The sequence below is a fragment of the Bacillus sp. FJAT-49736 genome (genome assembly GCF_018343615.1).
GTDB lineage: Bacteria > Bacillota > Bacilli > Bacillales > Bacillaceae_C > Margalitia.
The window spans coordinates 291,858-313,921 of record NZ_JAGYPI010000003.1; the positions used below are offsets into that span (position 1 = coordinate 291,858).

The 22,064-nt window shown below is 35.8% G+C and carries 21 protein-coding genes and 1 riboswitch; of the genes, 16 read left to right on the top strand and 5 right to left on the bottom strand.

The genetic code is table 11. The annotated features are described in order from the left end of the window. The first annotated feature begins 60 nt into the window (after positions 1-60). The 7 genes from KHA87_RS17490 (at position 61) to KHA87_RS17520 (ending at position 7,591) form a co-directional block, all read left to right on the top strand. Complete coding sequence (locus KHA87_RS17490; RefSeq protein ID WP_213095466.1) at positions 61-642, top strand: CcdC protein domain-containing protein; 582 nt, start codon at positions 61-63, stop codon at positions 640-642. Further along, complete coding sequence (locus tag KHA87_RS17495; protein WP_213095467.1) at positions 642-1,118, top strand: hypothetical protein; 477 nt, start codon at positions 642-644, stop codon at positions 1,116-1,118. Before KHA87_RS17490 ends, KHA87_RS17495 begins: the two co-directional genes overlap by 1 nt. Before the next feature lie 32 nt (positions 1,119-1,150). Then, the gene (locus KHA87_RS17500) at positions 1,151-1,762 is read left to right on the top strand and encodes a TetR/AcrR family transcriptional regulator (protein ID WP_213095468.1); all 612 of its coding nucleotides are present in this window, start codon (positions 1,151-1,153) and stop codon (positions 1,760-1,762) included. Positions 1,763-1,809: 47 nt separating this feature from the next. Continuing rightward, positions 1,810-2,454 carry a DUF2306 domain-containing protein gene (locus tag KHA87_RS17505; protein ID WP_249310560.1) on the top strand — a complete coding sequence of 215 codons (645 nt, stop codon included), beginning with the start codon at positions 1,810-1,812 and terminating at the stop codon, positions 2,452-2,454. Between the two features lie 1,147 nt (positions 2,455-3,601). Continuing rightward, positions 3,602-3,928 carry an ArsR/SmtB family transcription factor gene (locus KHA87_RS17510; protein ID WP_213095469.1) on the top strand — a complete coding sequence of 109 codons (327 nt, stop codon included), beginning with the start codon at positions 3,602-3,604 and terminating at the stop codon, positions 3,926-3,928. Then, positions 3,928-4,317: an SRPBCC family protein gene (locus tag KHA87_RS17515; protein WP_213095470.1), complete on the top strand. Its 390-nt coding sequence runs from the start codon at positions 3,928-3,930 to the stop codon at positions 4,315-4,317. Before KHA87_RS17510 ends, KHA87_RS17515 begins: the two co-directional genes overlap by 1 nt. Before the next feature lie 103 nt (positions 4,318-4,420). Further along, positions 4,421-7,591 (top strand): ATP-binding cassette domain-containing protein, encoded by a 3,171-nt coding sequence (locus KHA87_RS17520; RefSeq protein ID WP_213095471.1) that lies wholly within the window; start codon positions 4,421-4,423, stop codon positions 7,589-7,591. A 150-nt stretch (positions 7,592-7,741) separates the two neighbouring features. Here KHA87_RS17520 and KHA87_RS17525 read toward each other — a convergent pair whose 3' ends face one another. Both KHA87_RS17525 and KHA87_RS17530 read right to left on the bottom strand, forming a co-directional pair. Continuing rightward, on the bottom strand, positions 7,742-8,539 hold the full coding sequence (locus KHA87_RS17525) for an AIM24 family protein (protein WP_213095472.1): 798 nt from the start codon (positions 8,537-8,539) through the stop codon (positions 7,742-7,744). 330 nt (positions 8,540-8,869) lie between these two features. Then, on the bottom strand, positions 8,870-9,034 hold the full coding sequence (locus KHA87_RS17530; protein WP_213095473.1) for a hypothetical protein: 165 nt from the start codon (positions 9,032-9,034) through the stop codon (positions 8,870-8,872). Positions 9,035-9,232: 198 nt separating this feature from the next. Continuing rightward, a riboswitch (purine riboswitch) is annotated at positions 9,233-9,334 on the top strand. Positions 9,335-9,461: 127 nt separating this feature from the next. Between KHA87_RS17530 and KHA87_RS17535 the strand changes: the two genes are divergently transcribed. From KHA87_RS17535 to KHA87_RS17555, 5 genes are all read left to right on the top strand, one after another. Continuing rightward, positions 9,462-10,757 (top strand): NCS2 family permease, encoded by a 1,296-nt coding sequence (locus tag KHA87_RS17535; protein WP_213095474.1) that lies wholly within the window; start codon positions 9,462-9,464, stop codon positions 10,755-10,757. A 143-nt stretch (positions 10,758-10,900) separates the two neighbouring features. Next, entirely contained in the window at positions 10,901-12,091 is a 1,191-nt protein-coding gene (locus KHA87_RS17540; RefSeq protein WP_213095475.1) for a macrolide family glycosyltransferase, read from the top strand. 218 nt (positions 12,092-12,309) lie between these two features. Beyond that, on the top strand, positions 12,310-13,161 hold the full coding sequence (locus tag KHA87_RS17545; protein WP_213095476.1) for a VOC family protein: 852 nt from the start codon (positions 12,310-12,312) through the stop codon (positions 13,159-13,161). Positions 13,162-13,171: 10 nt separating this feature from the next. Continuing rightward, a complete protein-coding gene (locus KHA87_RS17550; protein WP_213095592.1) occupies positions 13,172-14,239 on the top strand; it encodes an LLM class flavin-dependent oxidoreductase in 1,068 nt (355 codons plus the stop codon). A 23-nt stretch (positions 14,240-14,262) separates the two neighbouring features. After that, entirely contained in the window at positions 14,263-14,862 is a 600-nt protein-coding gene (locus KHA87_RS17555) for an NADPH-dependent FMN reductase (RefSeq protein ID WP_213095477.1), read from the top strand. 110 nt (positions 14,863-14,972) lie between these two features. Here the strand turns inward: KHA87_RS17555 and KHA87_RS17560 are convergent, their stop codons facing one another. Further along, entirely contained in the window at positions 14,973-15,425 is a 453-nt protein-coding gene (locus KHA87_RS17560) for an Rrf2 family transcriptional regulator (protein WP_213095478.1), read from the bottom strand. Positions 15,426-15,633: 208 nt separating this feature from the next. On the opposite strand from KHA87_RS17560, the gene KHA87_RS17565 reads away from it, so the two are divergent. Beyond that, positions 15,634-16,272 (top strand): NAD(P)-dependent oxidoreductase, encoded by a 639-nt coding sequence (locus tag KHA87_RS17565; protein WP_213095479.1) that lies wholly within the window; start codon positions 15,634-15,636, stop codon positions 16,270-16,272. A 370-nt stretch (positions 16,273-16,642) separates the two neighbouring features. On the opposite strand, the gene KHA87_RS17570 is transcribed toward KHA87_RS17565, so the two are convergent. Beyond that, complete coding sequence (locus KHA87_RS17570; RefSeq protein WP_213095593.1) at positions 16,643-17,002, bottom strand: Lin0512 family protein; 360 nt, start codon at positions 17,000-17,002, stop codon at positions 16,643-16,645. A 366-nt stretch (positions 17,003-17,368) separates the two neighbouring features. On the opposite strand from KHA87_RS17570, the gene KHA87_RS17575 reads away from it, so the two are divergent. Then, positions 17,369-18,193, top strand: coding sequence for an MBL fold metallo-hydrolase (locus KHA87_RS17575; RefSeq protein ID WP_213095480.1), 825 nt, complete (start codon positions 17,369-17,371; stop codon positions 18,191-18,193). A gap of 475 nt (positions 18,194-18,668) precedes the next feature. Here the strand turns inward: KHA87_RS17575 and gad are convergent, their stop codons facing one another. Continuing rightward, entirely contained in the window at positions 18,669-20,018 is a 1,350-nt protein-coding gene (gene gad, locus KHA87_RS17580; protein ID WP_213095481.1) for a glutamate decarboxylase, read from the bottom strand. Positions 20,019-20,352: 334 nt separating this feature from the next. On the opposite strand from gad, the gene KHA87_RS17585 reads away from it, so the two are divergent. Together KHA87_RS17585 and KHA87_RS17590 are read left to right on the top strand one after the other, a co-directional pair. After that, positions 20,353-21,030, top strand: a complete 678-nt coding sequence (locus tag KHA87_RS17585) for a DinB family protein (protein WP_249310564.1) — start codon at positions 20,353-20,355, stop codon at positions 21,028-21,030. A 433-nt stretch (positions 21,031-21,463) separates the two neighbouring features. After that, positions 21,464-22,021: a chloramphenicol phosphotransferase CPT family protein gene (locus tag KHA87_RS17590; RefSeq protein ID WP_213095482.1), complete on the top strand. Its 558-nt coding sequence runs from the start codon at positions 21,464-21,466 to the stop codon at positions 22,019-22,021. The last annotated feature ends 43 nt before the right edge of the window (positions 22,022-22,064 follow it).

Here is a 22,064-nt window from a genome sequence, read left to right on the forward strand (position 1 = left end):
CTTATGATAAGAATATAAATAAACCGACTGGCGGTCTGGAAATAAAGGAGAAGATAAATAATGACACAATATCAATGGGATTTAATTGGTTATGGAGTTTGGGGTTTAATTATTTGGGTGACATTAAAACAATTTTTTCAAACGAGAAGAGATGTAACTGGTTCTGGTTTAAAGCTTTTACTAGGGGATTGGCTTATGTTTGCGCCTGTTCCGTGGATTGTCTACTGTTTGACGAGAGCATCGAAGGAAGAAATAATTTGGATGGTCATTTTAGGTATTGCAGCGGCTCTTCCTTATATTTTTACTACAACCTTTGTGAAACGAAGTGATGGTACTATTCGCTTTAAACCAAATCTTTTCTTTTACATTTTTTTGTTTGGTTTTCCGTATGTAAGATATTTAGTTCGCACAAATATTTTTCAAACGCATCCAATTTTTGTAGGTCATACGTATCAGCCGGACATTGAATTAATGCTTGCATTGTATATTGGAATTCTTGTTGTTTACACATTTTTATGGAGAACAGCAATGTATGTTAAATATCGGGCACTATTAAAAACAGGTACAACAACGATTTCTAATAAATCATTTTTTGTGAAATCGTACCGACGGTTGGTTTATACTAGAAAGGGGATAGAGTAATGTCTAATTTTTATATTGCTATTCTTATTTTGCTTGTCATAGTTAGGAGTCAATTAAGGATTAAGCCTTTGAGAAGGAGTATGTTTACTTTTCCAATCCTGTTACTTTTATATGCCCTATATAGTTGTTCTAAAGCAGGTGTTGATATAGGAGAAGGGATAGGAATGGTCATCGTTTTCTCCCTTGGAGCGATAGTTGGATTATTCCAAGGAAAATTTGTAAACGTTTATTGTGAAAAGAATGAATGGGTGGTTGCAGGCTCATGGGTAACATTAGCTATTTGGCTGGTATCCGTTCCTATTAGGTATCTCATTAAATTTTCCTATATAGAATTATTGGATATCCCGGTTCACTTAAATGGAAATTATGCATATGTACCTTTCCTTATTTCTATCGCTGGAATATTAATTGGAAAAGTCATTATGCTAACCATACGCTTTCCACAACCGATACTATCAGCTGCAAATCATGATTGATCCAGTAATTAAAATAGAAAGGAGAAACAAAATTGGTAGAATCTTTCAGCAAAAATCCTAGCTTTGAATTAATATTATCAACGACCGAAAAGCTTATTCAAGAGAAAGGCTGCAAAAATACTACTTTAAAGGATATTATTGAGCATACGGGGCTATCGAAAGGAGCCATTTATCATTATGTATCTAGTAAAGATGAATTACTTGGCCTGATTCTGCAAGCAAAAGTTGAAGAAACAAATGAAGCATTTCAACATGCTGTGAGAGAGGCAATGAGCAATGGAGAATCTGATATTCCCCCATTTCAAGTCATTGCGAAATCTTTATTAAACAATAGTGGTGATGAAAGTGTTTCTAATACCATTTTCATTTATTTATTAAGCCAAACAGATAATCCTTCGATAGAGAAGATTTTAAATGATTTATATGTGTATTCTTTTCAAACAGGGAAACGCTGGATTGAAGTTGGGCAAGAAAGAGGAGTTATTCCTTTAACGATCGATGCAGAGAAGTTTGCGAAGATGTTTATGATTCTTTCTTACGGGATGAGGGTGCAAAAAATTGTTTCACCTTCTGAGTCGGGATTTGATGGAAATGACTTATTGATGTTTATGTTTAATTCTTTAAGTAGAAACAGCAATATCTAACTATTTTCGGGTGGTGGGAGTATACCACCCGGATTTAAGAGGTGATCATGATGAAAAAAATACGAATCGTAACTATTTCTATATTTGCAGTACTAGCGGCTGCATATGCTATCATACAATATGGTTTTTATAGTCCGAAATTAGCTGGCCTGGTTCAATATAAACTTAAAAGTCCGAATTTTCATTTAACTCCATGGGTCTATGTTTTGTATATGCATATTATTACTGCGTGTCTTGCTCTCGTCATTGGACCATTTCAACTATTTGCTAATAAAAATGGAAAAAGAGTTCGTATACATCGGCTGCTGGGAAAAGTTTATGTAGCATCTATTTTTATCAGCGGGATGGTAAATATATACCTATCTATTTTTGCATCCGGGAGATGGGTCGCAAGCTTTGGTTTTTTCTTTTTGGATTTATTTTGGTTGTATTCTACTGGAATGGCAGTAATGTGGATAATCCGCGGAAATGTAATACAGCATAAACACTGGATGTGGAGAAGTTACTCGTTAACATTTGCCGGTGTTATGTTAAGGATATATCTGGGACCATTACTTGCATTATTTCATGGTGATTTTATCCATGCGTATCAAATTCTTGCATGGATTGCTTGGGTACCGAATTTATTCCTTATTGAATATTGCATCCAAAGAGCAAGGATCAAAAGTACAAAAGCAACAACCATCCATTAAGATAATAAAAAACGAATGCATAATGTAGTTTGTTAATGCATCGCTTTCTTTGTTCTTTTTTAGCTCAGGCTGTTCGTATATAGATTGTTGCTTTTTGTATATTGTAATAAATCCTAATTAAGTCTTAGCTCATGCCACTCTTCAGAAGCAACAAATTTTAAGAAAAGAACCTTAGATTATTTATATTATGAAGAATCGGCCTGACAAAAGATAGTGTAACAAAGCAGAATTTCAGAGTTGCTAGGGCAGCTCTTTTTTTTGTATCTATTTGTATAATTGAGGTTTCCGCTATGTTTTGAGAACCTAAGCTATAATGAACTAATGGTTATCAGCAGCGGTAATGATGAAAAGGTGAGTACATATAAAGAGAAAATCTGGTTATTTTAACATAGAAGGGATGAGAGTACAGGAGAAAAGGATGTTCTTGCCATGTCAATAAAATTGCAAAAGTTCCTTAATGTTATGATGGTCCTGTTTTCATGGTCAACATTGCCTTTTTTAGGGCTGCAAAATATAAAAAGATTTTTCCCCGTTTCCATTCTAATAGGAATTATAGAAGCTTTAAATGTGATAATCGCCGAAAAAAGAAAATGGTGGGTCTTTTATAAAAAACCCAACTCTTACCTATTTAATGAGTTCCCTTTTAATATTGGACCGTTTTTGATTGGGTCCATGTGGATATTAAAATGGACATATGGAAAATTTACCTATTTCGTTTTAATCAATGCGATTGTGAATGCTTTTTTTGCCTTTCCATTTACTTATGTTTCAAAGAAAATAAAGTATTATACATTGGTCCGTTTTAGCCACACACAATTCTTCCTCTATTTCTTTTGTAAATCATTTTTATTTTATTTGCTACAATATCTTTTTGAAAAGATAAAAAACCTACCTCTGAATAATTGCGTCGTAAAAGAGGACTCATCTGATAACACAAGGTGAGTCCTCTTTGTTATTAAACGCTATATTCCGGATACTTGGTACTAGTACCTCTTCCTACATTTTGTAACATAAAGATATAAAAATAATGTTGTGCTGAATAATGAATAGATTAGGTAAGTTATGACCAACATAATATTGACTGGACACCAATAAGTGTCATATAATTGAGACACTAATTGGTGTCTTATTAATAGGGGCGGTGAATTTGAGCGAGAAACAAAACGAGCGTGACGTTTATATAGCCATCGCTGACCCGACAAGACGTAAATTACTGCGTTTGTTGGCAGATGTAGAGGAGCTACCTCTTCACGAATTAACTTCTCAATTTCAAATGGGTCGTACTGCTGTTTCTAAGCATTTGGCTATTCTTAAAGAGGTTGGTCTAGTTGCAGATCGTAAGGTTGGAAGAGAAACAAGGTATCGATTAAATGCAGCTCCCTTAAAGGAAATTAAAGATTGGGTGTCCTTTTACGAAAAGTTTTGGAACGATAGAATAGTACTTTTAAAAAAACTATTAGAGGAGGAAAAATAATGGCAGAATTTTCGTTGGATTTTCAGATTAATAGTTCAATTAATAAGGTATGGAACGCACTAACAAATTCGGATAATCTTGCAAAATGGATAATGGAAAATAACTTTAAACCTATTGTAGGAGAAAAATATCAATTCCGAAATGACCAATGGAATTTAATTGTGGATTGTGAAGTATTAGTTGTAGAAGAACCTTATAAGTTATCATACACATGGGTAGGAGGCCCGATTAATACTGTAGTCACATGGACTTTGAAGGAAGAGGATGGAACAACCTACTTACATCTAGAACATACAGGATTTGAAGAAGAGGACCAAGCGTTCAATGGTGCTAAATATGGTTGGGTGAATATGGTGGAACAACTTAAAACAATGTTAAACGAAATGTAAGAACAGACCTGTGAAATGAACATACAAGAAAAGCAACGGCTCAGTATAGGACTGGGCCGTTTATTTAGAAAGATAAAATTTTCTAATTTAAGAGGATAACAATATGAAAATAAATCAATTAATTGCCAATAATATTAACCGTTTAGACGCTGTTTTGCCGGAAGATCAATCGTTAGGAATCGCGGGTTTGTCTGGATCAGGCAAAACCACTTTCTGTCAGGCAATTGGGGAAGAATCCAAGAAGCGACTCGTTTCCTTATTACCTAAAGCTGATTATCAGTATATGTTTTCTAATATAATGGAAACGAATTTTAGTGCCATTAAGATGGAAGATATGCCTTTAGTTCTTTTTCTAGGAAAATCATCGATTTCTTCTAATCCACGTTCAACTATTGGTACCCATACAGGCGTTTTTAGGGAGATTCGGGAGAGGTTTGCGGAAGAGTTTCATCTTTCTCCAGAAAGTTTCTCCTTTAATAATGAATTAGGCTGGTGTCCCGCTTGTAAAGGACGCGGAACTACCAAAAATGTTGAATGTCCAAAGTGTAAGGGACAGCGCTTTAATCAAGAAGTGGAGCAAAAACAAATTCAATTATTAGAGAAATCATATAGTATTTCCGATATTAACGAGTGGAGCATTGAAAAGATTCTTTCACAATCAGAGGATTTACAGATAAGTGAAGCGAAGCAACTTATTCTCCAAAATATCATTAATATGAATATTGGTTACTTAACCTTGAATCGCATTATGGGTACACTGTCCGGTGGCGAGTTAACACGTCTTTATTTGGCAGAATTTATGGCTGCCAGTGAAAATACCGTGATTATCATTGATGAAGTCTCTGTTGGTCTGGATCACGAGACATTAGTGAAAATTTTAGAGCAAATAAAAAAATTAGGCTATAAGAATCAAATTTGGCTCATAGATCATTCTGATACAGTGCTGGAATCAACGGATGACTCATTGTACTTTGGACCTGGCAGCGGTAAGTATGGCGGTAAAATTGTGGAGGAATCACCACGTCCAAAACCAATCTATGGGGAACGAAATCTGAAAATGCCAACTGAATACTATCAATTTAAGGAACTCTATTGCCGTAATATTCAAATGGCTGAAATCCAGATTCCCAAAAATAGACTTGTAACTGTCACAGGTGAGTCTGGATGCGGAAAATCAACTCTTGTCAATGAGTGTATCACCAAAGATTTTCAAAAGCGGTATCCAAAGGATAAACTGGTCATGGTTGGGCAGGATCGAAATCAATCGATTACGAGTCGCTCAACCGTCGCGACGTTTCTTGATATTAAAAAGAAACTTACAAAATATAGTGAAGATATTGATGATATTTTTGAACGATCTATTGAAGATATTATTGATGAACTTCCAAATGAAGACATTGCTCATAAACGCTTGAGCATGTTGATTAAACTTGGACTTGGCTATTTGACATTGGAACGAAAAACACAGTCCTTATCAACTGGTGAATTTCAGTGTGTCCATTTAGTTTCGGAGCTATTTGCCAACTCAAGAAACCCACATACACTTTTTATTTTTGATGAGCCTTCAAAAGGCCTTTCACAAAATATTTTAAATCAATTCATTGATAGCATTAGAGAGATTCTACAGGATGAATCTGTCAGCATCATGATGATTGAGCATAATGCCTATATGATGGAAAGCTCTGATTTTATCATTGATTTTGGCAAAAGACAGCTGGAACCAGTCGAGCAACTTGATGTAGTTAGTCATGATGATTATTTTAGTCAACAAAAGAGTACAAATGGTGTTGCATCAGTACATATTTCTTCCACACTAGAGCCAAAAAATGGAGTTAACTATTTAGAAGAAAATAACATTGGCTATTTCAAAGATGCTGAAAATATTTATAAAGGTGGTATCTTGAAAAGCTTATCATCCATGGCCAGATTGATTTATGGGGAATTTGAATCAGATACAATAGCACCTGTCATTGCCATCGATCTTGAAAGGCACTTGTATAGTCAATATAGTTTTCTCTATGAAATCGGTGGATTGATCAACCATATTGTGGCTGCGCATCCAACCAATAAAGATACTAGAAGCTTCGACTTCTATAATCAAGAAAATCATTGCCCATCTTGCTCTGGTCGTCGAGTAATTGGGAAATTTGATATGGATGTGGTCATTCAAGATAAAAATGTACCATTCTGGGATGGACTACTACATCCAGATGTAATGGAAGTATTAAAATATTACCAATATCCTAAACTGCAATTCCTTTTTGATGAGATCAAAAAGGAACTAGGTCAAGATATTAGTAAAAGCTATGATGAGATGACAGAGGCGGAAAAGCATACCTTTTTATATGGTTACTGGGAAAAGTCCTTTTATGATAAAGCAGGCAAGACGAGGAGAAAATGGGAAGGCTTTAATAAGATCATAGGAATGTATATGGCCATTTCAAAGTCCACTATTAAAGAACAGATAAAAGAATCCAAAGAGACAATTACCTGCCCGGTCTGTCAAGGAACTGTGCTTAACCATCATAAAAAGCTTACTTTTGGTGACACTGATATTCGGGAAATTATTAATCAACCAATTGATCAGGTCATAAAAACAGTAGGAAATCTGCCAGAACTAGAAAAAGTAAGATCCATTGTTGGTGGTGATATGGTACTGACGGAGGATGTCTCCTTATTACCTAGGGAAACGCAAGTAGCCCTAAAAATGCTTGAAATAGAACTAGCAAGCTTTGCTGACTATGAGGTGGTTTTACAAAATGCCCTGCCATTCTGGAACATAATCAAAGACAATATTGAATCTATTAGCAGCAAAAATCAAATAACCATCTGTGATTTTCCTAATGTCCATGAAACAAGAGAAACGATCATAGACAAGTATTTCACCAATGGAAAATATAAAAAACTTACCTATGTCTTTGAAGTATTTGGTTATCAAAAATTAGTTACCCCAATTAATAAAATTAAAAAAAGCCATCCATGTCCATTCTGTAAAGGAAAGAAAGTCATATCAGAGGATAATTTGCATGATGGTGTGTTTAAATTAACCATTCCGTGTGTAAGTTGTTATGCAAGTGGTATCAATGAAGAAGGACGAAAGGAAATCGTTGATGGTGTAGATGTGCAAACATGGCTGACAGGAAAAGTAAGGGATGTTGTAGATGAAGGCTTATATACGGAAGCTGTTGCAGATATTCCGATCTTCCATCGTATTCGTGAATTGAATAAACAAGAATTGATGGCAGTGTATCAAAACCTTGAGAGAAATAAATAAATATTTACTGAATCTAACTATATTTCAGAACAAAGCTAACTAGAAAACTCATATGCCATTGCATATGAGTTTTTATATATTCTGCACATATAGGGGTATTATGAAAAAGTTTATTTGGGATATTAATTTTACTCAATTCATGCCGCTTTTTTATTTTTTTGGTGGAACTGGGGTAAATACATTGGCTAAGCTATTGTATACAGGTAATGTCGGGGCAATAATGACTTTCCCAGTGCCTCTAAATGTTTGAAGTAATCCTTCACCAGAAGCAACAGAACCGAAGATACTTTTTGTCGACTTTTCAACGGTAAAATCAATATTGCCCACTCGGAAAAGTGTGAAGTTCCCATCAACTTGAACCATTTCATTTTGAATTTCAAATTCCACAAGTTCCTCTTCTGGAACAGGTATTTCAAAAACACAAAAACCACTGCCGGATACCTTTGTTTGAAAGAGTCCTTCCCCTCCAACTAAGGCGGAGGAGATATTTTTCATTGCCTGAACAGAAACAGAAACACTAGATTCACAGCAATAAAAAAGACCTTTATCCGCAATGATTTCCTCATTATCTAGTTCAAAAATCATATAGTGTTTGAAACTAGGTTCCAGATAAATAACCCCGCTGCCTTGGTATTGAGGTTTAATGGCCGATTCATTTGTTAACACACTGGAGGCGAGTCCTTTTAAAAATCCTTTGGCGCCAGCTCCCCCTAAGCTTTTTAATGTAATATTCCCTTTCATAATCTGAAGAGCACCAGCTTCTGCAGTTAATGAGCTGTTTTTTAATGTAATCCTGACCTGTCTTAATTTGATATTGGACTTTTGAGCAAAATATAATTTTTCAGCAACAGAGAAGTTATCATTTCCGCCTAAACTTTGATATTCTAATATTTCAATTTTTATATTTTCATTTTCAACAAAACTAATAACTTGAAATGATTCTGACATTTCCCTTTCTCCCTTTTTTTCCATTTTTTATATTATATCAAATTTTTGTCTAATAAAGCCGGAAATGTGAAATACAATTTAGATGTGGGAAAAAGGATTTACAGGTAATAAATTCTACTAACCAATAGTTTTTAAAAATAAAGATTACATTATAGATAGAAATGGGCTAGTTGGAACATTCCACTGCTAGTGCAACCATTATTACAGAGTAAGATGAAATAAGTTAGGTGAAAAAATGAATATTTGGGGGAATAATGGAGGACTGCTCATATTAAAGGGCTTATTTATAAATAAAGCTGGATGCTTTAAATAAGTCATCCAACTTCTTGATTATTGACAAAGCTGATCGCTATTCCCCATCACAGGATTTTGATAGTTAGTCATGTATTGTTGAAATTGGGCTGAATCTTCTAGAACAATTTGATACATGGATCCAATTTTGCTGATGTGTGCCTGACTTGCAATTTCAACAGGATAATAGCCTTTTGTCGCCATATATTGCCACATGTCATAGGCATGAGAGCAACTCATCATGAAGGCTGAAAAATTCCATTGGGAAAATGCTAAAAAGCTTGATTCAAAGATGATTCATTTCTAACATCCATTAAAAGTATATATAGGAAAAAACTTAATTAACTGAATATGGGCGCGGTTATTGACTAAAAAAAATATCCTTGTTACTATTTTCTTTATTAATTTTATAATGATTTACCTTGTATATGTTCAAGAATATGGCTTGAACGTTTCTACCGGGCTGCCGTAAATAGCCTGTCTACAAGGGGCAATGATAAAGTGTTTTAAAGACTTTTATTGACCTTTGTAGCATCCTCCGGCAGTATACCGGGGGATTTTTTCATTCTTTAGGGAATTATAAAATTGGCGCTTGCGCATTTGATCGTTTACTTAATTCGGAGGTCACATCATGAAAAACTACTTTCAATTTTCCGAACGAAACACTTCTTATAAACAGGAAATGGTAGCAGGAATTACAACATTTCTTTCAATGGCCTATATCCTCGTTGTCAACCCGGTCATCTTAAGTCAAACCGGAATGGATAAAGGAGCGTTATTCACGGCAACTGCTTTATCTGCTATTATTGGATCTCTTTTAATTGGTTTAATTGCAAATTATCCAATTGGCATTGCTCCAAGTATGGGGATAAATGCTTTTTTCACCTTTACTGTATGCATTGGTATGAAAATACCATGGGGAACGGCGCTTGCGGGCGTTTTTATTGCTGGAATAATCTTTATGATTTTAAGCGTATTAAAAATCCGTGAAAAAATTATTAATGTGATACCCCAGGATTTAAAACATGCCATTGCTGGAGGAATTGGCTTCTTCGTCGCATTTATCGGTTTAAAAAATGCCGGAATTGTTACTGCAAATGATTCGACATTTGTGGCGATTGGAAATCTTAAGTCTGCCCCAACATTACTCGCGATTGCTGGATTTATTATAACGATTATTCTATTAAATAGAGGAGTAAGGGGTGGTATTTTTTACGGGATGGTGCTGTCAACCATCCTTGGTATTGCATTTGGCATTATTCACCCACCTCAAGCAATCATAGGGAAAATACCAAGTCTGAAACCCACATTCGGTGTGGTTTTCGAAAACCTGGATGACATTTTTTCTCCAAAAGTACTTGCTGTTATATTTACTTTTTTGTTTGTTGCCTTTTTTGATACAGCAGGTGCATTAATTGCTATTGCGAGCCAAGCAGGGTTAATGAAGAATAACCAGATTCCTAATGCAGGAAAAGCGCTCCTTGCTGACTCTATGTCTACTGTTATTGGAGCAGTATTGGGGACATCTACAACTGCATCAATGGTGGAGTCCTCTTCTGGAATTGCAGTTGGGGGGCGTACAGGCTTTACTTCCATTATAATTTCAGCATGCTTTATTATTTCATTATTTTTCTCGCCTGTCCTGTCCATTGTCACTCCCGAAGTTACAGCTCCAGCCCTTATCATTGTCGGGGCAATGATGGCAACTGAAATTAGCAAGATTAACTGGAATAATTTAGCCATCGTTATTCCAAGCTTCATTACGATTATTATGATGCCTTTGAGTTATAGTGTTGCAACAGGGATTGCCCTTGGTTTCATTCTTTATCCAATTAGCATGATTGCCATGAAGAAAACAAGGGAAATTCATCCGATTATGTATGTGCTTTGTATAATATTTATCGGATATTTTGTTTATGTTATTTAAATAGACTATCATTAGTAGCAAAACCACCCTGTTGGTTTGCTACTATTTTTTTAATACCATTCGGCATCTTATTTATAGAGACATCACTATTATAAAGTTATCCCTATCAAAAATTAACTAGCTAGTTGCAAGGAGTGTTTATTTTGGCACGAGTTTTATTTATTAATGGCGGTTCGGAAGGACATGTCAATCCAACCATTGGAGTGGTCGAAGAGTTGATCAGGCGCGGCGAAGAGGTTGTTTATTTCACTATAGAGGATTTTCGCGAGCGTATGGAGAACACAGGGGCAACAGTAAAAACCTTTGATGTTCAAAAATTTATTAATGCCTTTATCTCAGGCGGAAGAAATAATGTACTTGAGAGAATCAATGGTCTCATACATACCGCGGATATTATGATACCTAGTGTTCTGGAACAAATTCAAGGAGAGAGCTTTGACTACATCATCCACGATTCCATGTTTGGCTGTGGGCAATTGCTTGCACAAATTCTTAAGCTTCCAGCAATCAATTCTTGTACTACTTTTGCAGAGACAGAAGATTCATTCGGAACAATGTTCAAACAGCTTGCTGAAAATATTCCATCGGAAACATTTGCAGAATTTCAAAGGCTAACAGCATTGTTGAAAGTGAAATATGAAGTGGAAATCCATTCGCCTTATGAAGTCTATTGTAATCCAGCTCCACTTACTATCGTCTATACTACCAGGGAGTTCCAACCCTTTGAGGAAACATTCGATCAAACATATAAATTTGTAGGTCCATCCATCCCTTCCAGACGCAAACATGAAAACTTTAATTTTGCTAATATCGAAGGAAAGTGGCCGATTTACATATCCCTAGGTACTATCCTTAATCAAGCAAGTGATTTCTATAAGCTATGTTTCGAGGCATTCGGCAACTCAGAACATACGGTGGTCATGTCCATTGGAGAAAAAACTCGACCTTCTGACTTGGGAGATATACCGGAAAACTTCATTGTAAAAAATTACGTTCCCCAAACGGAGGTGCTGAAATACACGAAATTATTCATTACTCATGGCGGAATGAACAGTGTTCACGAAGGTCTTTATTATGGGGTTCCTCTAATTGTCCTCCCGCAAAGTGCGGATCAACCAGTCATAGCGGGTCAGGTTGTTAAGAAAGGAGCAGGTATACAATTGCAGATGCAAACTCTGACGGCCAATCAATTGCGTGAATCTGCAGATTATGTGTTGAAACGGCAGTCTTTCCATAATGCTGCGACAAAAATGAAAAAATCCTTTCAAAAATCGGTTGGGTTTCAGAAGGCTGTGGATGAGATTTTTGAATTTAAAAGACTATACAACATCTAAAAGAGTGTTTTGATCAGTTCCCATAACGGACCATGATTTCGTAGTATAAATTTTTCTGCGATTTCGCGGTCTGTTTTTTCTATTGTGTAGTAATAACAAAATGGATATTGGATTACAAAAATAAATCTAATAACTTGACATAACTTAATTATTTATTTATACTAACTTACATAAAGTAACTAAAAAAGATACAAAAAATTACTTTAGGAGGGTTATCTATGGGATATCACTCGAAACCAATTACATTTGTTGGGCATGTAAAAGTTAAAGTGGAAAATTTACAACGTTCATTAGAATTTTATAAAGATGTCCTAGGATTCGATATTTTAGAACAAACCACTTCAACAGTAAAACTCACAACGGATGGAAAAACAAGTTTTTTATCACTGGAACAACCTGAAAATGTTATACCAAAACAAGAAAGAACTACTGGTTTATATCATTTTGCGATTCTATTACCAGATCAATCGGCCTTAGCCAATATTGTCGTTCATTTAATAGATAAAGGAATTCGCTTTGGGTCTTCAGATCATCTTGTTAGTGAAGCATTGTACTTACACGATCCAGACGGAAATGAGATTGAAATTTATCGTGATCGGGCACCTTCTGAATGGAATTGGAATAGAGAAGAAGTGGACATGGCTGTTGATCCATTAGATTTTGAAAACTTGCTAAAATTTGCTACGCCGGATAAGCCTTGGCAAGGAATGCCTGTTGAAACGGTAATGGGGCACATTCACTTACACGTTTCAGAGCTCCATAAGACAGAAGAATTTTATGTAAGAGGACTTGGAATGGATGTAGTCAATCGCTTTGGAGAGCAGGCCTTATTCCTTTCCTATGGAAAGTATCACCATCATGTAGGGGTTAACACATGGAATGGTGTAGGGGCAAAAGCTCCTGCAAAAAATAGTGTAGGTCTCGAATCGTTTACACTCATTTTTGATAATGAAGAAGCCCGGAACCAAGCAGTAACGAATTTGAAGCAAATTGGTGCGGAGGTATTAGAAGAAAACAATCATTATATTACCTCTGATCCTTCCGGAAATCGTATCGAATTAGCTGTATAAGATGGGAGGGATCCGATTGGCTAATAGGGATGGTGCTGGAATGGAAATTGGTATTTACACTCTTGCGGATATTGGTCCAAACCCCTTTACTTCCAAGACGATAACCGCAAAGGAACGAGTTAAAGAAATCATTCAAGCAGCAAAACTTGCTGATGAGGCAGGACTAGATGTATTTGGAGTAGGGGAACATCATCGACTGGATTATGCTTCTTCTTCTCCCGCGGTTCTATTAGCTGCTATTGCACAAGCAACTAATAGAATTAGATTAACAAGTACAACAAGTGTCTTAAGTACGCTTGACCCTGTTCGTCTATTTGAAGATTTTGCTACATTGGATTTACTATCAGATGGCCGAGCTGAGATCCTGGCAGGCAGGGGAGCGTTTATAGAATCATTTCCTCTTTTCGGTTATAGTACAAATGATTATGATGAACTGTTTGAAGAACATATGGACTTACTATTAAAACTGACTCAACATGAGACTGTCACTTGGACGGGTAAGTTTCGTTCTTCTCTAAGGAATGCGGAAATTTCACCAAGACCAGTGCAAGAAAAACTACCAATTTGGATTGGAGTAGGTGGTACACCAGAGAGTGCAGTACGTGCAGGGAGATTTGGGGTGGGAATGGCTTTAGCTATCCTTGGCGGTAATCCGAGACGTTTTAAACCACTTGTCGATCTTTATCGCCAAGCTGCTCTGGATGCGGGACACTCACTTGAAGCATTGAAGGTAGGGGTAACCGGACATGCTTATATTGCTAAGACAACCCAACAAGCAAAGGACGAGTTTTATCCTTTTTACTCTAATTATTGGAGCTATGTAAACCGTCAGCGTGGAATGGGGACAAGAATGTCAAGGGATGACTTCGAACAAATGGCTAGTCCGGAGACTGCATTGTTTGTCGGGAGTCCACAACAAATCGTAGAGAAGATCCTACAACAATACGAACTCTTTGGGCACCACCGTTTCTTGGCGCAATTAGATATAGGTGGTCAACCTTTTAAGAGTGTAGCAGAAGGTATTGAATTGCTAGCAACGGAAATTGCTCCAATCGTTCGAAGAGAAACAAGTAAATAAACTTTTAATAGGCGGTGTGTAAATTGGGTTTTATTGAAAAATTATTTGGTAAACAAACTAAGGAGGAAGGAACTATGACAACAGAAAAATTAAACATTGGGATTATCTTAGGAAGCACTCGTCAAGGACGAGTAAGCCCACAAGTAGGAGAATGGGTAAAAGAAATAGCGGACAAACGTGAAGATGCAAATTATGAAATTGTAGATATAGCGGACTTTAATCTACCGTTTTTGGGAACCACAGATGGAACAGAGCCTGGTATTGCTGCTTGGAATGAAAAATTGGCAAGCCTTGATGGGTTTGTATTCATTGTTCAAGAATACAATCACAGTATTACAGGTTCATTAAAAAACGCCATTGATTTTGCTCGTGAGGTTTGGTATAACAAAGCAGCAGGTATCGTAAGTTATGGTTCAACTGGCGGGGCACGTGCTGCTGAGCATTTACGAGGTATTCTTGCAGAACAGAAAGTTGCGGATGTTCGCACTCATCCAACTTTGAGTTTATTTACGGATTTTGTGAATGGTTCAGAGTTTAAACCACAAGAATTACATCTTGATAATGTAAATACGATGCTTGATGAAGTTGTTGCGTGGAGCGGTGCATTAAAAACCTTACGTTAATGTTAATAGAATATTCGACGCCATTTAAGTGTCTAATATTCTATTAGAGTACAAGAGAAATATATAATAAAAGATGAAGAAACCGACATTCCTTTCTTGAATGTCGGTTTCTAATTGTTGATCATTTTATCATTCTGTTTTTCTTTATCCATGATATCCTTTACTACATCCTCAATGGTAACATGTCCAAGAGCTTTTTCTAATGCTGTTTGGGCAATTTCTAGCAGAGGAGCAATGGTATTTTGAATATTTCTGCCAACAGGACATTGAGGATTGGGATTTTCGTGTATGCTAAACAATTCTTTTTCCTGGACAACATTTACTGCTTTATAAACATCAAGCAAGGTAATGTCAGATAAGTTCTTTGCTAATTCAGCACCGGCTATGCCAGGACGAACTTTTACCAATCCTGCATTTTTCAGCATCCCTATAATTTTCCTAATAACAGCTGGGTTTGTATTTACGCTGCCAGCTATGAATTCGGAAGTGCTAACCCCGTCTTTATTTATTTCAATTAGAGTCAATATATGAATCCCTACAGCAAAACGACTGCTTATTGACATCTTGTTTCACCTACTTCAATTAATTATATCCTTATAGTACACCTGTAATTAGTTTTATTACAAATGAATTTCCCTTTTAAAAGTGCACAAATTATTTTTGTGAGGGCTAAATTTTTTGGTATTGACAAACGTTTTAGTTGTAACTATTATAGTTACAGGTAATCATTTTGGTTACAACGATAAAACAAAATGATTGGAGGATTCTAAAATGAAAATAGGAATTATTGGAGCAAGTGGTAAAGCGGGAAGTCATATTTTGAAAGAGGCAGTTAAAAAGGGACATGATGTAATTGCTATTGTCAGGGATGCATCAAAACTTAGCGATAAAAGAGTTAGGGTAATCGAAAAAAGTATATTTGACCTCACAGCTGATGATGTAAAAATGCTAGATGTAGTGGTGAATGCCTTCGGTGCTCCTCTTGGGGAAGAGCAGGCACATGTTAATGCTGGGCATGCTTTGATTGAGGCACTAAAAGGAACGAATACAAGAGCAATTATTGTAGGTGGAGCGGGTAGTCTCTATGTAGATGAAAATAAAACCGTTAAGGTAATGGATACACCTGATTTTCCAGACATTTTTGCTCCAACAGCTAAGGGACAAGGTCGAAACTTACAAGAATTACAAGAAACATCTAATATTACATGGACATTTATCAGCCCCTCTGCAGTATTTGATCCGGAAGGAAAGAGAACAGGGTCTTATCAATCCGGAAAGGACCAGCTTCTCGTTAATTCAAAAGGTGAAAGTTATATCAGCTATGCAGACTATGCTATTGCAGTATTAGATGAAATTGAAAATCCACAACATATAAATGAACGTTTCACAGTTGTTGGCGAATCAGAATAAGTTTTTACAGCTAATTCAAAATAACCTACAGAAAAAGTTGCGGATATTCTAATTCTCTATCGTATTCGAGAGTTGAATAAACGAGTCTTAGTCTTAATCATAATAGTTATAAAAGTTATTAAAACAAACCATGCAAAAAACTCATTTGCAATAATTGCAAATGAGTTTTTGTTAATGAATCATGAATTTAAATGGTTGAATCAAATAATCGTTTCGGGCAATCTTTTTAAAAATCAAAGATTTCTAAAAGAATATAATAAAGTTAATAAACGATTTGTTTCAACTAGCTCAATTAAAGAAAAATATGTAAGTAGTGGCTTTATAAATTTTTTAAACCAAACTAGGAAAACAAAATGATAGTGCGAGACTATTAGTATCCGACTTCCACCGATGCAACAACAATATACATCTTATCATTTTTATCGCCTTTTTCCTCGATGACAATGCCACTCGTAGTCAGCATCCCTCCATCCATTACCTCTACTGTTACTTTTCCAAAAGGAATGGCCTTTTTTACAGCATCATAATCCAGTTTATCCTTATCACAAGGAACGGCTAACTTTACATTTACGACCATATTGTCTAAGTTATTCCCTGGCAGAACGGAACGGATACCAGGCATCGAGTTAAAGTGAATGGCATTCTTTATAGCTCGCACAGCTGCCTTCGTAATATCCTGGCCGTGAACATCAATCCCCATCCCCGTTTCAATGAACATTAGCTTTTCCATCATTTATACACCTCACAGTTGATATTGATACTATTTTAACAAAAATCCTGCCTTAAAGCTCCGAAGTGGGACTAGTTTTTATTAGTATGTCATGAAACCTAAAACAATTTTTTATAAAGGCTAATATTATTGCTTTTTGTATATTGCTCTCTACCCTTAGATAGACTTGGTTTCGAAGCATCTTTTTCTATGAATATACTCGTTAAGTAAAGAAAGGGATAATATATCGTTTTCTTCACCACAAGTAACAAAGCCTGAGAAAACAGCCTTTATAAATTTTTTCTTCAAAGTCTTGAATGATATGAATGAATCACCATTCATATCATGATACAATGTAAAAAAGGAATGGCTAAAGGGGAAGAGTCTATGTTATTCAAAAAGGATTTCATCCAGCAAACAGTGAATGGTGTACGGCTGGGCAATGGAACGATTGCATTCAGAGGTTTTAAATTAAATGTACATTGCTTTTTCGTGGATGGTATTTTAATTGATACAGGTGCAAAGTCGTTAGAAAAGTATTTTAAGGAATTCTTTAAGCAACTTGTAATTGATAAAGTGGTGATAACCCACTTTCACGAGGATCATACGGGGTGTGCAGCATATTTACAGAAGAAGCTTCAGCTACCCATTTTCATGAATGATATCATGATTGAATATTGCACGAAAATGGCGGATTACCCCATTTATCGCCAATTGTTTTGGGGAAGGAGAAAACCATTTAGAGCAGAACCTATTAGTAATACATTCCAATCCCCAAATGCAACATGGAGAGTAATCCACTCACCCGGCCATGCTATTGATCATATCGCCTTTTTAAATGAAGAAACAGGACAGCTTTTTACAGGTGACCTCTATTGTCAAGAAAGAACAAAGGTTGTTCTCCGAGAGGAAAGCATCCCTATGATAATCGCATCATTAAATAAAATTTTAACGTATGATTTTGAAGATGTGTTTTGCAGTCATGCAGGCTACTTGATAAATGGACGTACTGCTTTAAAACAAAAATTAGATTATTTGTTGGATCTCCAGGGCAACGTTCTAAGTATGTATGAAGAGGGAATGACATCGGAAGAAATTAATGCAATCTTGTTTCCAAAAAAATACCCAATTACAAATTTCTCGTCTGGGGAATGGGGCTCCACTCATATTATTCATTCTATAATTAAACACCATAATAAAATAACTAATTAAATCTTTATATGTATTATGGGTAGAAGCATATTGGATTGTTAATCCGTGCTAAATTCTGTTACCGTTTATTCCCGTAAATAATGGGGAAATGTATGAACAGTTTAATATGAAAGCAGAAAATGGAGTAATTAGATCAAAATTATTAGGATCTAGTGCAGACTTGAAAGATATTTTTTTGCTTAATGTTCATATACAAGGGACTATATTGCTAATCCTGCTATCCTTAAAAAACCCACGATGCGATATAAACCTTCGACTCATCATGGGTCTGCAACTAATAACTATTCAGTATTTTTAATCTCATTCATTATATCTATCAAATTTTACACAAACAACATCTTTGCAACATCCAGATGAATACATAAGTTTGCTATCACTTGAGGCATAGCTATGCATTCATGCTCCTCATTACAATTATCTTCTACTATATAAAACTTACTTCAAATTAACAACAAGCGGATACCAAAACTGTGTTTCATGTATGGTGAAAAGAAATGTCATTCTTAGTATCATACGGAATTGGTCTCTCCAAGGCATCTAGATAGGAGACAGATTGTATTAGGTTATTCAAAAAGATGTTAGCTAGCTCCATTGTAAATCCATTTCGAATGACAACTCGCATAATTGTTACGTTTTCCAAATCAGGGGGGAGAGGATATGCCGGGACTTGCCATCCAAATTCTCGTAATTGACGAGACAAATCGTAAAGGTCCCATTTTGAGGTATATCCTTCTTTCATACGCCATGTAAATACGGGAATATCTAAGCGTTCTGTAAACAGTTCGAAAGCATCTAATCTCTGAATCGACATGCTGAGGAAATTGGCTATCGATAATGATTCCTCTTGTACTAAATAGAATCCTTCTTTTCCTAGCCGGAGAAAATTGTAGTATTGAAGGAGCACTTGGGCGCAGGGACGGGAGAAACTGAAGCCAATTGTAGGGATATTTCCTCCTAAATAGGCTACCCGGAAGATGAGGTCCTCTGGGAGGTCCTCCGCCTCACGCCAAACAATCCATCCAATACCAGGATAGACTAATCCGTATTTATGGCCGGAAACATTGATGGATTTTACTCTTGCCAACTGAAAGTCCCAAATTAAGTCCGGCTGAAGGAATGGGGCAATAAACCCGCCTGAGGCAGCATCTACATGGACGGGAATATCGAGTCCCGTTCTTGCTTCAAGTTCGTCTAAAGCATTCGCTATGGCTTCGACTGGTTCGTAATAGCCTGTATAAGTCACCCCCAGAGTCGTAACCACCCCTATAGTATTTTCGTCTACAGCAGCGATTACCCCTTTCGGATCCATAGTACGACAATCTTGCGATATGTTAACATACCTTGGTTCAACATCCCAATAGTTCGCAAATTTTTTCCAAACAACCTGTACAGCAGAACTAAATATGATATTCGGCCGGTCAATCGGTTTTCCCTCTTTCTTCCGAGCGTTTTGCCAGCGTTTCTTGAATGCAAGCCCTCCGAGCATACATGCTTCTGAGGAACCTGTTGTCGAGACCCCCATCGTTTTATATGGGCTTGGTGAATGCCACAAATCAGCTAAAATTCGAATACACCGCTCCTCTATTTCTGCAGTCTTCGGGTATTCATCCTTATCTATCAAATTTTTGTTGAATGACTCAGCATATAAACGATCGGCTATAGGTTCCATCCAAGTGGTAACGAAGGTTGCAAGATTAAGATAAACATTGCCATCTAGAGCAATTTCATCATGGATTGTTTTGTACGCGTTTTTTGGCAACATACCGTGATTTGGCATACGATATTGCTGAACAGGCCATTCTTCATTGTAATCATTATTACTCATCAAGATCCTCCTTCTACAGCCATTAGTTAATAATTATGAGGAGCAGCTTTCTTCTAGAAGTTTAATAAATAGGAAAATCATTCTAATAAAGAAATATATATTGTTTATTATGTAAAACCGACTTTTATTGATGGATTTCGGAAAATTCAAAAAAAGTAGGAGACTAGAAATTGCTTGAACTCAAGTGTGGATAGTTTACATGCATCTTCTCCTAAAATGTAGAATGATATTAAAGGATTTTTTAACATCTCCTCGAATAACTATCTATCGAATTATTATAGGAGATGATTTAATGGATTTGAAACAGTGAAAGGCTTGGAATGCAAATCATAAGTTGTTAACTAGTATCATTAGTAATCCTAATGATCATCTTCAAGCTGTGAAACTATTTCTCAAGAACCATGCGTTGGTGCATTCCACTAAGCTGGTGAATGGGGATAATCATTCTCTAGAGAATTTTCTTCTGGATGAACTGGATGAGGATATATTTAGATGGTATCCAGTTTATGCTAAAGATACAAAGAACTCCATTGCATGGCATTTTTGGCATATTGCCAGAATTGAAGACATGACCATGAATATCCTAGTTGCTGATCGTTCACAGGTACTACATGAGGATAACTGGCTCGAAAAATTGAATATATCATTCCCCCATAGCGGGAATGAAATGACAGATAATGATATTGAAGAACTAAGTTTATGTATCAACATAGATGCATTGTTGGAATATAGAATAGCTGTTGGGAAACAAACACGGAAATTAATAATGTCATTGCAATCAGGTGATTTCAAAGAAAAAGTACAAACTAAAAGAGTCAAAAGATTATTTGATGAAAATGCTCTTCTTTATAAAGCGCAAGGAATAGCAGAATATTGGAGCAAAAAGACTATTGGTGGACTTGTGTTAATGCCAGCAACGAGACATAACTTTTTGCATTTAAACAAGTGTATTCGAATAAAAAATAATTTATTAAAGAAAAAGGGAAATTATAGAAGTGATATCAGTTATTGATGACTATTAAAGATAGGAATACTTTATATGATAATGTAATAGTAAGAAAGAAATGGATCTCGTGCTTTTAGAAAAACCAGACAACTATCGCTTGTTTTTTACAGAATATTTTGCTGAAAGTTACTAGTATTTACAAAATGTTATTATTAATATAATTATAAGGTAATAATACTAGTGAGTATTGATTTGAAAAAAGTATGTCGCATAAATTGAGGTATAGATGTGGAATAAAAATGAAACATTACAGTCTTAGTAGCCATTTTTATATGAAAACGCAAAGGCTAAATCCCGCACTCAAAATAATAAAGATTGAGTTTTTATAACCATTCACGTAAAATAAACTGCATATTCAGTTTTTTGCAGAGTCGTTATTCTGAAAAGTAATTTATTATTATCGATTTTTATTTATGTTTTCACGTGGGGGCGGTTTATAGTGAAAAAAGGAAATATTATCTTTTTAAATGGAACATCCAGTGCTGGTAAAACTAGTTTAACCAGAAAGCTACAGGAAACCTTTGCGGAACCATATTTTCATATATCTATAGATACATATGAGGGGATGGTACCGGAGAAACATTTGGATAGTGACTTCTGGAAGTACCTTGGCCAAAGTGCTTCAGCTATGCATCATAGTATTAAATTATTTAGTGATTTAGGACTAAATGTAATTGTTGATACGGTGATCTTGGATATCCCGGAAGAAAAGGAATGGCTACCCGAATGTGTCAGCCTACTTCATGAATATCCTGTTGTATTTGTAGGAGTTCATTGCCCAATTCATGAGCTGGAGCGAAGAGAAAAGGAAAGAGGAGACCGAGATATCGGACAGGCAAAATGGCAATTAGAACGCATTCATGGTCATAAAATATATGATATTGAAATTAATACATTTGAATCCTCTATAGAAGACTGTGCATTCCAAATTAGAGACAAAGTATTAAACATGAAAGATAATGATGCGTTTAAAAGACTTTATAAAAATAGTAACTAAGAGAACTTGGGATATGGGTTATTTAAAAAAAATGGATGGCGCT